Source organism: Streptomyces sp. NPDC041940 (assembly GCF_055589465.1).
Window position 1 is genome coordinate 1 of sequence record NZ_JBVJBP010000001.1, and the last position, 13119, is coordinate 13119.

General features: G+C 69.7%; 10 protein-coding genes. All 10 read left to right on the forward strand.

The genetic code is table 11. The features are described 5' to 3' along the window. The first annotated feature begins 255 nt into the window (after positions 1-255). The 10 genes from folC (at position 256) to ACZ6I3_RS00050 (ending at position 12922) form a co-directional block, all read left to right on the forward strand. Positions 256-1776: a bifunctional tetrahydrofolate synthase/dihydrofolate synthase gene (gene folC / locus ACZ6I3_RS00005; RefSeq protein WP_469410582.1), complete on the forward strand. Its 1521-nt coding sequence runs from the start codon at positions 256-258 to the stop codon at positions 1774-1776. A gap of 5 nt (positions 1777-1781) precedes the next feature. Continuing rightward, positions 1782-2156: a DUF4233 domain-containing protein gene (locus tag ACZ6I3_RS00010; protein WP_469410583.1), complete on the forward strand. Its 375-nt coding sequence runs from the start codon at positions 1782-1784 to the stop codon at positions 2154-2156. 77 nt (positions 2157-2233) lie between these two features. Beyond that, positions 2234-2647 (forward strand): nucleoside-diphosphate kinase, encoded by a 414-nt coding sequence (gene ndk, locus ACZ6I3_RS00015; protein WP_184592637.1) that lies wholly within the window; start codon positions 2234-2236, stop codon positions 2645-2647. A 265-nt stretch (positions 2648-2912) separates the two neighbouring features. Beyond that, positions 2913-3932 carry a rod shape-determining protein gene (locus ACZ6I3_RS00020; RefSeq protein WP_004001297.1) on the forward strand — a complete coding sequence of 340 codons (1020 nt, stop codon included), beginning with the start codon at positions 2913-2915 and terminating at the stop codon, positions 3930-3932. 144 nt (positions 3933-4076) lie between these two features. Continuing rightward, positions 4077-5024, forward strand: a complete 948-nt coding sequence (mreC, locus tag ACZ6I3_RS00025) for a rod shape-determining protein MreC (protein WP_382826839.1) — start codon at positions 4077-4079, stop codon at positions 5022-5024. Positions 5025-5037: 13 nt separating this feature from the next. Then, positions 5038-5709, forward strand: coding sequence for a rod shape-determining protein MreD (gene mreD / locus ACZ6I3_RS00030; protein ID WP_469410584.1), 672 nt, complete (start codon positions 5038-5040; stop codon positions 5707-5709). Between the two features lie 148 nt (positions 5710-5857). After that, positions 5858-8104: a penicillin-binding protein 2 gene (gene mrdA, locus ACZ6I3_RS00035; protein WP_469410585.1), complete on the forward strand. Its 2247-nt coding sequence runs from the start codon at positions 5858-5860 to the stop codon at positions 8102-8104. Beyond that, complete coding sequence (gene rodA / locus ACZ6I3_RS00040; RefSeq protein WP_469410586.1) at positions 8101-9303, forward strand: rod shape-determining protein RodA; 1203 nt, start codon at positions 8101-8103, stop codon at positions 9301-9303. The genes mrdA and rodA overlap by 4 nt, the downstream gene beginning before the upstream one ends. A gap of 55 nt (positions 9304-9358) precedes the next feature. After that, on the forward strand, positions 9359-10864 hold the full coding sequence (locus ACZ6I3_RS00045; protein ID WP_469410587.1) for a CYTH and CHAD domain-containing protein: 1506 nt from the start codon (positions 9359-9361) through the stop codon (positions 10862-10864). Between the two features lie 87 nt (positions 10865-10951). Next, positions 10952-12922 carry a TIGR03960 family B12-binding radical SAM protein gene (locus ACZ6I3_RS00050; RefSeq protein ID WP_469410588.1) on the forward strand — a complete coding sequence of 657 codons (1971 nt, stop codon included), beginning with the start codon at positions 10952-10954 and terminating at the stop codon, positions 12920-12922. Positions 12923-13119: the final 197 nt, after the last annotated feature.

Sequence of the window (13119 nt, forward strand, 5' to 3'; positions counted from 1 at the left end):
GAACTATCCAACGCCACCACCACTACCAGCCCCGACCTAAAAAAGAAAAGGGAAACAAACAGTGAAAACGCTCGCCAAAACAGACAATCATCCGCCCGCCCCCCCCCCCCCGTCCCTCCTCCCCCCCCCCCCCCCCCCCCCCCCCCCCCCTCCCCCTCCACGTGGTCAGGGGCGCGGGGAACTGCGCGACCAGCCCCCACGGACCCGCACCCGCCCACAGCGAACAATGTCACCGCCCCTCCGTAGACTGGGCCCGTGAGCGAGTTCCCTCCAGACCACAGCGACGACCAGCCCGACCCCCTCGACAACTTCGAAGAGATCATCGCGGAGGAGACCACCCGCGACCCCGACCTCGCGGTCATCGAAGCCGGCAGCCGAACCCTGCGCACCCAGGGCGGCCCGCCCGAGGCCGACATCCCCGCCCGGCCCGCCGACCCCGAGGTGGACAAGGCCCTGCGCGAGGTCGAGGCGGAGCTCGCCTCGCGCTGGGGCGAGACCAAGCTGGAGCCCTCCGTCAGCCGTATCGCCGCGCTGATGGACGTCCTGGGCGAGCCGCAGCGGTCGTACCCGTCGATCCACATCACGGGGACCAACGGCAAGACCTCCACCGCCCGCATGATCGAGGCCCTGCTCGGCGCCTTCGAGCTGCGCACCGGCCGCTACACCTCGCCGCACGTGCAGTCGATCACCGAGCGCATCAGCCTGGACGGCGCCGCCATCTCCGCCGAGCGGTTCATCGAGACGTACGAGGACATCAAGCCGTACATCGAGATGGTCGACGCCCAGCAGGAGTACCGGCTGTCCTTCTTCGAGGTGCTCACCGGCATGGCCTACGCGGCCTTCGCCGACGCGCCCGCGGACGTCGCCGTCGTCGAGGTCGGCATGGGCGGCTCCTGGGACGCCACGAACGTGATCGACGGTGACGTCGCCGTCGTCACGCCCATAGACCTCGACCACACCGACCGGCTCGGCACCACACACGCCGAGATCGCCACGGAGAAGGCCGGCATCGTCAAGCAGGGTGCGACGGTCATCCTGGCGCAGCAGCCGGTCGAGGCGGCGCAGGTGCTGCTGAAGAAGGCCGTCGAGGTGGACGCGACCGTGGCCCGGGAGGGTCTGGAGTTCGGCGTCGTCGACCGGCAGGTGGCCGTCGGCGGGCAGCTGGTGACGCTGCGTGGCCTCGGCGGTGAGTACCCGGAGGTGTACCTGCCGCTGCACGGCGCGCACCAGGCGCACAACGCGGCCGTCGCGCTCGCCGCCGTCGAGGCGTTCTTCGGGGTCGGCGCGCAGCGGGCCGACGCGCTGGACATCGACGCGGTCCGCAAGGCGTTCGCCGCCGTGGCCTCGCCGGGGCGGCTGGAGGTCGTGCGGAAGTCGCCGACCGTCGTGCTCGACGCCGCCCACAACCCGGCGGGCGCCCGGGCGGCTGCCGAGGCGGTCGGGGAGGCCTTCCAGTTCAGCCGCCTCATCGGGGTCGTCGGCGCCAGCGGCGACAAGAACGTCCGGGGGCTGCTGGAGGCCTTCGAGCCGGTGTTCGCCGAGGTCGTGATCACCCAGAACTCCAGCCACCGCGCGATGGACGCCGACGAACTGGCCGGTATCGCCGTCGAGGTGTTCGGCGACGACCGCGTCCAGGTCGAGCCGCGGCTGCCCGACGCGCTGGAGGCCGCCATCACGCTCGCCGAGGAGGAGGGCGAGTTCGCCGGCGGCGGTGTGCTCGTCACCGGTTCCGTCATCACCGTCGGCGAGGCCCGACTGCTCCTGGGGAAGGGCTGAGACCCGTGCGTACGCTCTGTTCCTCGACCCTGATCGGCGAGTTCTTCGTCATCGGCTTCGCCGGTCTGGTCGCCATGAAGGATCCCGATCTGTCCATGGCGACGGTGTGGACGGTCAGCGGTGTCGCGATGTTCCTGTGCCTGGTGCTGTGCGGACTGGTGACGCGCCCCGGCGGGGTCGTGCTCGGCTGGGCGCTGCAGCTCGCGCTCATCGCGTCGGGCTTCGTCGTGCCGATCATGTTCTTCCTGGGCGCGATCTTCGCGGCCCTGTGGTGGGCGTCCGTGCACTACGGGCGGAAGGTGGACGAGGCCAAGGCGCGATTCGCCGCCCAGGGGACCCAGGCGGGTCCTCCGGGTCCCTCCACACCTGACGCTGCGTAACGAGCGCCCCGACACGCCGGGTAATCTCGTGTTTCCGTAGAACCTTGACGCACACCTTGACGCTTAGGAGCCCCGTCGTGACCCAGCGCACCCTCGTCCTGCTCAAGCCCGACGCCGTCCGGCGTGGGCTGACCGGCGAGATCATCGGCCGCATCGAGCGCAAGGCGGGCTGGCGGATCACCGCGCTGGAACTGCGCACCCTGGACCAGGACACGCTGGAGCAGCACTACGGCGAGCACAAGGGCAAGCCCTTCTACGAGCCGCTGGTGGAGTTCATGGCCTCCGGCCCGGTCGTCGCGCTGATCGTGGAGGGCGAGCGGGTCATCGAGGGGCTGCGCGCGCTCGCCGGCCCGACCGACCCGATCGCGGCCGCGCCCGGCTCCATCCGCGGCGACTACGGCGTCATCGTCCGCGAGAACCTGATCCACGCCTCGGACTCGGAGGAGTCCGCGGAGCGAGAAGTGAAGATCTTCTTCCCGGGTCGCGCCTAAAGCGCGAAGGGCGAGCAAAGTCCGGGAGCGGCGCTCCCGGACTTTCCTGGCATATACGTGCCGATCGAGGGAACGATCGCCCCCGAACGCCCGTCTCCACAAGCGAACCCGCACAGCATCTGCTGACATTGGCGGAGACCCTCCCGCAGTGTTCGCGAAGGCGCGTCTACGATGGAAGCCTTCACGTCACAGCACCCACCTTTGCCTACCTGAAAAGCCCTCAAAAGCTAGTGGGAAGGCCAGACGAATCCTGATGGGGAACTCAATGTCGTTCATCGGCCGTGACATGGCTGTCGACCTCGGGACCGCCAACACGCTGGTGTACGTCAGGGGTCGCGGGATCGTACTCAACGAACCGTCCGTCGTCGCGATCAACACCAACACCGGTGGCATCCTCGCGGTCGGGGCCGAAGCGAAGAAGATGATCGGGCGCACGCCCGGCAACATCGTTGCCGTTCGTCCTTTGAAGGACGGCGTGATCGCCGACTTCGAGATCACCGAGCGGATGCTCCGCTACTTCATCCTGAAGATCCACAAGCGGAGGTATCTGGCTCGTCCGCGGGTCGTCGTCTGTGTGCCCTCGGGCATCACGGGCGTCGAGCGCCGCGCCGTCATCGAGGCGTCGTCCCAGGCCGGCGCCCGCCAGGTGCACATCATCGAGGAGCCCATGGCCGCGGCCATCGGCTCCGGCCTGCCGGTCCACGAGGCCACGGGCAACATGGTGGTCGACATCGGCGGCGGCACCACGGAGGTCGCGGTCATCTCCCTCGGCGGCATCGTCACCGCCCAGTCCATCCGCGTGGCGGGCGACGAACTGGACAACGCGATCATCCAGCACATCAAGAAGGAGTACTCCCTCCTGCTGGGTGAGCGGACGGCCGAGCAGATCAAGATCACGATCGGTTCGGCGTACGACCTCGACTCCGACGAGCACACCGAAATCCGTGGCCGGGACCTGGTGTCCGGGCTGCCGAAGACCGTCGTCATCTCCGCGGCCGAAGTCCGCAAGGCGATCGAGGAACCGGTCAACGCGATCGTCGACGCCGTCAAGACGACCCTCGACAAGTGTCCGCCGGAGCTGTCCGGCGACATCATGGACCGGGGAATCGTTCTGACCGGCGGCGGGGCGTTGCTCCGGGGCCTGGACGAGCGGCTGCGCCGGGAGACCGGTATGCCGATCCATATCGCCGAGGATCCGCTGGACAGCGTGGCTCTCGGTTCCGGTAAGTGTGTCGAGGAGTTCGAGGCGCTCCAGCAGGTGCTGGACGCCCAGCCGCGCAGATGACATAACTCTTCGATTCCGCCGTACGGGACGATCTCCTCTCGTACGGCGGATCGTTGATATAGAGGCATAAGCTCCCACAAAGCAGCCCCTCGGTTTTCCCTGGGGCTCCCCGAATTCCTATGAGGAAGGGCACGGCCGCCGCACGTGAGGGACACACGAGAGAGTCGGCTGCTCCTGGTGCTGCTGATCGCCATCGCGTTCGCTTTGATCACGGTGGACATCCGCGGTGGAGAGGACTCGCCCGTCGACGGTGCCCGGCAGGGCGCGGCGACGGTCTTCGGCCCGATCGAGAGCGGTGTCTCGGCCGCGGTCGACCCGGTCGGCAACGCGGTCTCCGCCATCCGTGAATCCGGCGAACGGCACGACCGGCTCGCCGTGCTGGAGGAGGAGAACGCGGCCCTGAAGGCGAGACTCGGCAGCGACGACCGCAGCCGCAGCCGCCTCAAGCAGCTCGACAAGATGCTGAAGGTCGCCGGTCAAGGCCAGTACGGCATCAAGGGCGCCCAGGTCATCGCCATCGGCGCCGCGCAGGGCTTCTCCTGGACCATCACCGTGGACGTCGGCGCCAACGACGGCATCAAGCGCGACATGACCGTCCTGAACGGGGACGGGCTCGTCGGCCGGGTCACCACCGTCGGCCCCAACACCGCCACGGTCCTGCTCGCCAGCGACCCCGACTTCACGGTCGGTACCCGGATGGAGTCCGGCGACGAGCTCGGCTTCGCCTCCGGGCAGGGCGACCGCCCGCTGCGCGTGGAGCTCCTCAACGGCAAGGCCGAGGTGAAGAAGGGCGACCGTCTGGTCACCTTCGGCTCGCAGGCTGACCGGCCGTTCGTGCCCGGCGTGCCCGTCGGCGTGGTCTCCCGTGTCGACCCGTCAGGCGGCGGCCTGACCCGCACGCTCTATGTCACGCCGTACGCGAGCTTCACCAAGCTCGACATCGTCGGTGTCGTCGTCGACGTGCCGAAGAAGGACCCGCGCGACACGGTGCTCCCGCCCAAACCCAAGCCCACCCCCAGGCCGACGGTGACGGTGACCGTGACGCCGTCCGCCGAGGCACCCGCAGACGGCCAGAACCAGCAAGAGCAGTAGGAGCTGTCACCTCATGCGCGTCAACCGGATCCTGCTCTCCTCCGCCCTGGTCGTCGTCGCCCTGGTGATCCAGGTGAGCGTCCTCGCCCGTCTGCACCTGCCGGGCGCCGTGCCCGACCTGATGCTCCTCACCGTCCTCGGCCTGGCCCTGGTGTACGGCCATATGGGTGGCGCCCTCGTCGGCTTCGGCGCGGGCCTGCTGGCCGACCTGGCCCCGCCCGCCGACCACGCCGCCGGGCGGTACGCGCTGGTGCTGTGCGTCATCGGCTATCTCGCCGGCCTGGCGAAGCCGGAGACGGGCCGGCTGAAGTCCGCCACCGGCCCCATGGTCGTGGTGGTCGCCGCCGCCGTCGGCTCGACCCTGCTGTACGCCGGGGTCGGCGCCCTCGTCGGTGACACCGCCGCCCGCCATGTGGGCCTGGGCAGCCTGCTGTTCACGGCCGCCCTGTACGACCTGCTGCTCGCCCCGTTCGTCGTGCCGGGGATCATGGCCCTGGCCCGGCGCGCCGAGAACGATCCGCTCGCCGATTCCGGCTCCGGCTCCAAGGCCTCCGACATCTCCTCCGGCTGGCTCTCCGGCGGCACGGGCCTGAAGATCGGCAGCCAGCGGAACGGGCTGCGGGTGAAGGCGGCCCGGGCCCGGATGGCGCGGGCCGGGCGCATCAAGGGGGTCAAGCGGCTGTGAACGCAGGGAAGTTCACCCGAACGAGGGCCTCCAGTCGGAACGCCGGCTCATGGGCCGGCCGTTCATCACTCGTATCCGCATACACGTGCCCGGACCTGCCGTCGCACCCGCTGTTCCGTACGCGCGCTGAGAGGGGGAGGCAGCACCCGTGACCAACATTCCCGAGACCGGCCGGAACACCCGGGTCCAGGTCCGGCTCGTCGTCATCCAGGTTCTCGTCCTCTCGCTCCTGCTCACGCTCGGCGGACGCCTGTGGTACCTCCAGATCCGTGAGGGCGCGGCGTACGCCAAGGAGGCGTCCGGCAACCACGTGCAGCAGGTCGTCCAGCCCGCCGTCCGGGGTTCGATCCTGGACGCGCGCGGGGTGGCCCTCGCCGACAACGAGACCCGGCTGGTCGTCTCCGCGTCCCGTACCGACCTGCTGAAGATGCCGGACGACGGCAAGGACGTCCTCGCCAAGCTCGCCAAGGTCCTGGGCATGAAGCCCGCGGAGGTCATGGCGAAGGTCCGGCTGTGCGACTCCGAGACGCCCCAGCCCTGCTGGAACGGCTCGCCGTACCAGCCCATCCCCATCACGGACGAGGCCACGCCCAAGCAGGCCCTGCAGATCCGCGAGCGAGCCGAGGACTTCCCCGGCATCACCGCCGAGCCGGAGGCCATGCGCCGCTACCCGAGCCCGGGCAAGGCCAACACCGCCCAGGTCCTCGGCTACCTCTCGCCGGTCACCGACGAGGAGATCAAGCAGGCGCAGAACACCAACTCGCCGTATCTGCGCTCCGACCAGGTCGGCCGCTCGGGCCTGGAGCGCCAGTACGACAAGGCGCTGCGCGGCAAGGCCGGCGTCACGCGCTACGAGGTCGACAACCTCGGCCGCGTCATCGGCCAGGCCGAGGCCGACCCCACCCACCCGGGCGACAACCTCGTCACCAGCATCGACTCGCGCGTCCAGCGGATCGCCGAGTACCAGCTGAACGAGGCCATGAAGGAAGCCCGCAAGCAGAACGACCGGAACACCGGCGTCAACTACAAGGCCGACTCCGGTGCCGTCGTGGTGATGGAGGCCAAGACCGGCCGGGTCGTCGCCATGGCGTCCAACCCGAACTACGACCCCAATGCCTGGGTCGGCGGCATCTCCGCCAAGGACTACGCGCGGCTCACCGGCAAGAGCTCCAACTACCCGCTGCTCAACCGCGCGATCCAGGGCCAGTCGGCGCCCGGCTCCATCTTCAAGGTCGTCCCCACGGCCGCCGCGATCAACGCCGGCTACTCCTTCGACGGCCCCTACCAGTGCTCCAGCTCGTTCTCCCTCGGCGGCCAGGTCTTCAAGAACTTCGAGTCCAAGGGATACGGCCCGATCAGCCTCGGCCGCGCCCTGGAGGTCTCCTGCGACACCGTCTTCTACCGGCTCTCCCACGACGAGTGGAAGCGCGACGGCGGAGCCAAGCCGAAGAAGAAGACCAAGGACTGGTTCTACAAGACCGCCCACCAGTTCGGACTCGGCAAGGAGACCGGCATCGACCTGCCCAACGAGGTCACCGGCCGCATCCCCGACCGCCAGTGGAAGCTGGACTACTGGAAGGCCAACAAGGACGTCTGGTGCCGCACCGGCAAGCGCAACGGCAGCTACGCCGAGAAGATCGCCTACGAGAACTGCCTCGAGGGCAACCGCCTGCGCGCCGGTGACTCTGTCAACTACTCCATCGGCCAGGGCGACACCCTCGTCACGCCGATCCAGATGGCCACCATCTACGGCGCCATCTCCAACGGCGGCACCCTCTACGACCCCTCGGTCGGCAAGGCCGTCATCAGCGCCGACGGCAAGACCGTCACGCCGATCAAGCCCAAGTCGCACGGCAAGCTGCCGATGACGAAGACGACACGCGACCGGATAGACGACGCCCTCGCGGGAGTCGCCACCCGCGGTACGGCCGCCTGGAGGTTCGGCGGCTGGCCGCAGGACAAGATCCCGATGCACGCCAAGACGGGTACGGCCGAGGTCTACGGCAAGCAGACGACCTCGTGGTTCGCCACCTACACCAAGGACTACGCGATCGTCATGACGATCGCGCAGGGTGGTACGGGCTCGGGCGCCTCGGGCCCCGCCGTCCGCAACATCTACAACGCGCTGTACGGCGTCTCCGAGGACGGCAAGATCGACAAGAGGAAGGCCCTGCTGTCCACCCCGCAGGAGGCCCTGCCGAAGGTCAGGACCGACGGCACCATCTCCTCCCCGAAGGTCTCCAAGGACCCGGCCAAGGACCAGCAGGCCGAGAAGAAGGACCCGAACGCCCCGGCGGACCCGCTCCAGCCGGCGACGGCCGCCCCGCCGACGCCGGAGAACCGTGACACCCGAAGGCGGCGGCGCCGCGGGGGAAGCCGGAGGTGGGCGGCATGACCGGCGGTGTGAACAGCTTCCAGGTCTCCGGCTACGGGCCCGAGCGCTCCGGCTGGACCCGGCTCCTCGCCCGTGACTCGGTCGTGCGGCGGCTCGACTGGCCGATCCTGCTGTCGGCACTGGCCCTGTCGCTGCTCGGCACGCTCCTCGTCTACTCGGCGACCCGCAACCGCACCGAGCTCAACCAGGACGACCCGTACTACTTCCTCGTGCGGCACCTGCTGAACACCGGCATCGGCCTCGCCCTGATGGCCGGCACGATCTGGCTCGGCCACCGCGCCCTGCGCACGGCCGTGCCGATCCTGTACGGCCTCTCGGTCCTGCTGATCCTGCTGGTGCTCACCCCGCTCGGCTCCACGATCAACGGCGCCCACTCCTGGATCAAGCTCCCCGGCGGCTTCTCGCTCCAGCCCTCGGAGTTCGTGAAGGTCACGATCATCCTGGGCATGGCGATGCTGCTGGCGGCCCGGGTCGACGCGGGCGACAAGCAGTACCCCGATCACCGCACGGTCGTGCAGGCCCTGGGCCTGGCCACCGTGCCCATGCTGATCGTGATGCTCATGCCCGACCTCGGGTCGGTCATGGTCATGGTCATCATCGTGCTCGGCGTGCTGCTCGCCTCCGGCTCGTCCAACCGGTGGGTGTTCGGCCTGCTCGGCGCGGGCACCCTCGGGGCGGTCACCGTCTGGCAGCTCGGGGTGCTCGACGACTACCAGATCGCCCGCTTCGCCGCCTTCGCCAACCCCGAGCTCGACCCGGCAGGCGTCGGCTACAACACCAACCAGGCCCGGATCGCCATCGGCTCCGGCGGACTGACCGGCTCCGGCCTCTTCCACGGCTCGCAGACCACCGGCCAGTTCGTGCCCGAGCAGCAGACGGACTTCGTCTTCACCGTGGCGGGGGAGGAGCTGGGCTTCCTCGGCGGCGGCCTGATCATCCTGCTGCTCGGCATCGTCCTGTGGCGGGCCTGCACCATCGCCCGGGACACCAGCGACCTGTACGGCACCATCGTGGCGGCGGGCATCGTCGCCTGGTTCGGCTTCCAGACGTTCGAGAACGTCGGCATGACGCTCGGCATCATGCCGGTCACCGGCCTGCCGCTGCCCTTCGTGTCGTACGGCGGTTCGTCGATGTTCGCCGTGTGGATAGCGGTCGGGTTGTTGCAGTCGATCCGGGTGCAGCGGCCGATGTCCGCGTGAACCCGAGCGGGGCGGCGCACTGCCGCCCCGCCCTCGATCCGACTAGATTCGGTTCATGGCGGACAGCAAGCGCGAAATCGAGCGGAAATACGAGTCCGAGGACAGCGGGCTCCCCGACCTGACCGGTGTCGCCCGGGCCGCGGCCGTTGTCGACAAGGGCGTCGCACACCTCGACGCCACCTACTACGACACCCTGGACGAACGCCTCGCCGCGTCGTCCGTCACCCTGCGCCGCCGCACCGGCGGCTCCGACGCGGGCTGGCACCTGAAGTTCCCGATCGCCCCGGGCGTCCGCGACGAGCTGCACGCCCCGCTCTCCGACACCCTCCCCGAAGACCTCGCCGGGCTCGTCCGCTCCCGCGTCCGCGGCGCCGAGCTGCTGCCCGTGGTCCGGCTGCGCTGCGAGCGCGACGTACGGCACCTCGTCGACGCCGACGGCGCACTGCTCGCCGAGGTCGCCGTCGACGCCGTACACGCCGAGCGGCTCACGCCCGGCGGCGCCGAGACACAGTGGACCGAGATCGAGGTGGAGCTCGCCGACGGTGGCGACCCGGCCGTGCTCGACAAGGTGGAGAAACGGCTGCGCAAGGCGGGCGTACGGCCGTCGGCGTCGGCGTCGAAGCTGGCCCGTGCCCTCGCGGAGACGGTGCCGGCGACGAAGCGCCCGTCCGCCTCCGCCGGGGCCCCGGTGACCGCAGGGGACCATGTGCTCGCCTACGTACGCGCCCAGCGCGACGCGATCGTCGAACTCGACCCGGCCGTCCGCAGGGACGCCGAGGACTCCGTGCACAGCATGCGCGTGGCCACCCGGCGGCTGCGCAGCACCTTCAAGTCGTACGGCGCGGTCCTCGACCGGGCCGCCACCGACCCGGTCGGCGACGAGCTGAAGTGGCTGGCCGGCGAGCTGGGCCTGGACCGGGACCGGGAGGTGCTGACCGAACGGCTGACGGCGGCCCTGGACGAGGTGCCCGCCGGCCTGGTCCGCGGCCCGCTGTCCGAGCGGCTGCACACCTGGTCGAGCGCCGAGCACGGCGGCGCCCGCGGCAAGCTCCTCGGTGTCCTGGACTCCCGCCGCTACCTGGACCTGCTCGACACCCTGGACGCGCTGATCGCCGACCCGCCCCTGCTCAAGGCGGCCGGCGAGAAGCCCCGCAAGGTGATCGCCAAGGCCGTGAAGAAGGACTTCCGCAAGGTCACCGGGCTGGTCCAGCAGGCACGGGAGCTGGAGCCCGGCACCGACCGGGACGTCGCGATCCACGAGGCTCGCAAGAAGACCAAGCGCACCCGCTACGCGGCGGAGGCGGGCGGACCGGCCCTCGGCAAGGCGGCCAAGAACCTGGTCAAGTCCATGAAGGCGCTGCAGAACCTGCTCGGCGAGCACCAGGACAGCGTGATGGCCCGGCAGACCCTGCGCGAGCTGTCCGCGGTGGCCCACGCGGCGGGGGAGAGCGCCTTCACCTACGGCCTGCTCCACGAGCGGGAGGAGCAGCGGGCCGCGCGCGTGGAGGCCGAACTGCCCGGATTCTGGGACGGGATCAAGGACGGGGCGGCGAGCCTCTGAGCCTCGGGCGTACGGAGACGCCCCGCGATCACGTTAGGCTGGATGGTCACCCCTGTCAGTACAGTCCAGCCCACGAAGGTGCGCGACATGCCTGCCGAAGTCGCTGCGTCGGTGTTCCCGCAGCTCGAAGCTCTGCTCCCGCACGTGCAGAAGCCGATTCAGTACGTCGGCGGGGAGCTCAACTCCACGGTCAAGGACTGGGACTCCAGCGATGTCCGCTGGGCGCTCATGTACCCGGACGCCTACGAGGTCGGTCTGCCCAACCAGGGCGTCATGATCCTCTACGAGGTCCTGAACGAACAGCAGGGCGTCCTCGCCGAGCGCACCTACAGCGTGTGGCCGGACCTGGAGGAGCTGATGCGGGAGCACAAGGTCCCGCAGTTCACGGTGGACAGCCACCGGCCGGTCAAGGCCTTCGACGTGTTCGGCCTGTCCTTCTCCACGGAGCTGGGCTACACGAACATGCTGGCGGCCCTGGATCTGTCCGGCATCCCGCTGGAGTCCAAGGACCGCGGCCTGGACGACCCGATCGTCATGGCCGGCGGGCACGCCGCGTTCAACCCCGAGCCGATCGCGGACTTCATCGACTGCGCGGTCATCGGCGACGGCGAACAGGCCGTCCTGGAAGTCACCGCGATCATCCGCGCCTGGAAGGCGGAAGGCCGCCCCGGCGGCCGCGAGGAACTCCTCTTCCGTCTCGCCCGCACGGGCGGGGTCTACGTCCCCGGCTTCTACGACGTCGAGTACCTGCCGGACGGCCGCATCGCCCGTGTCGTGCCGAAGCGCAGCGGTGTGCCGTGGCGGGTCTCCAAGCACACCGTCATGGACCTGGACGAGTGGCCGTACCCCAAGCAGCCCCTGGTCCCGCTGGCCGAGACGGTCCACGAGCGCATGTCGGTGGAGATCTTCCGCGGCTGCACCCGCGGCTGCCGCTTCTGCCAGGCCGGCATGATCACCCGCCCGGTCCGCGAGCGCTCCATCACGGGCATCGGCGACATGGTCGACAAGGGCCTCAAGGCGACGGGCTTCGAGGAGGTGGGCCTGCTGTCCCTCTCCTCGGCGGACCACACGGAGATCGCCGACGTCGCCAAGGGCCTGGCGGACCGCTACGAGGAGGACAAGATCGGTCTGTCCCTCCCCTCCACCCGCGTGGACGCCTTCAACATCGACCTGGCGAACGAACTGACGAGGAACGGCCGCCGCTCCGGCCTCACCTTCGCGCCCGAGGGCGGCTCGGAACGCATCCGCAAGGTCATCAACAAGATGGTCTCCGAGGACGACCTGATCCGCACGGTCTCCACCGCGTACGGCAACGGCTGGCGCCAGGTGAAGCTGTACTTCATGTGCGGCCTGCCCACGGAGACCGACGACGACGTCCTCCAGATCGCCGACATGGCGACGAGGGTGATCGCCGAGGGCCGCAAGGTCTCCGGCCAGAACGACATCCGCTGCACGGTCTCGATCGGCGGCTTCGTCCCCAAGCCCCACACCCCCTTCCAGTGGGCCCCGCAGCTCTCCGCAGAGGAGACGGACGCCCGGCTGCAGAAGCTGCGGGACAAGATCCGCGGCGACAAGAAGTACGGCCGCTCCATCGGCTTCCGCTACCACGACGGCAAGCCCGGCATCGTCGAAGGCCTGCTCTCCCGCGGCGACCGCCGCATCGGCGCGGTCATCCGCGCGGTCTACGACGACGGCGGCCGCTTCGACGGCTGGCGCGAGCACTTCTCGTACGACCGCTGGATGGCGTGCGCCGAGAAGACGCTGCCGGAGTTCGGCGTCGACGTCGACTGGTACACCACCCGCGAGCGCACCTACGAGGAGGTCCTCCCCTGGGACCACCTCGACTCCGGCCTGGACAAGGACTGGCTCTGGGAGGACTGGCAGGACTCCCTCGACGAGACCGAGGTCGAGGACTGCCGGTGGACGCCCTGCTTCGACTGCGGCGTGTGTCCGCAGATGGACACGGAGATCCAGATCGGCCCGACGGGGAAGAAGCTGCTGCCCCTGTCGGTCAAGAACGCCGGCCCGGCGCCCGCCGCGAGTGGGCACGCGCACTGAGTGCCCGTGCCGGTCAGGGCGTCGAAGTGCCGCTGATCGACCGGATCGCCGTCGTGCCGTACGCGCGAGAAGACTGAGCGGACCGAGGGGTGAGGTCGCTCCTCCGGGGGACCCGCTGAGCAAGGCGGGGTCGGTGACGCTCCCCCGGGGGACCGGCCCGGCCCAGGTTCCCCCAGTTCAGCCATGTGCTGGGGGAG

Coding starts and splice junctions, on each gene's coding strand:
- ACZ6I3_RS00020 (WP_004001297.1), top strand. CDS start 2,913: ATGTCGTTCATCGGCCGTGACATGGCTGTCGACCTCGGGACCGCCAAC.
- mreD (WP_469410584.1), top strand. CDS start 5,038: ATGCGCGTCAACCGGATCCTGCTCTCCTCCGCCCTGGTCGTCGTCGCC.
- rodA (WP_469410586.1), top strand. CDS start 8,101: ATGACCGGCGGTGTGAACAGCTTCCAGGTCTCCGGCTACGGGCCCGAG.
- ACZ6I3_RS00045 (WP_469410587.1), top strand. CDS start 9,359: ATGGCGGACAGCAAGCGCGAAATCGAGCGGAAATACGAGTCCGAGGAC.
- ACZ6I3_RS00050 (WP_469410588.1), top strand. CDS start 10,952: ATGCCTGCCGAAGTCGCTGCGTCGGTGTTCCCGCAGCTCGAAGCTCTG.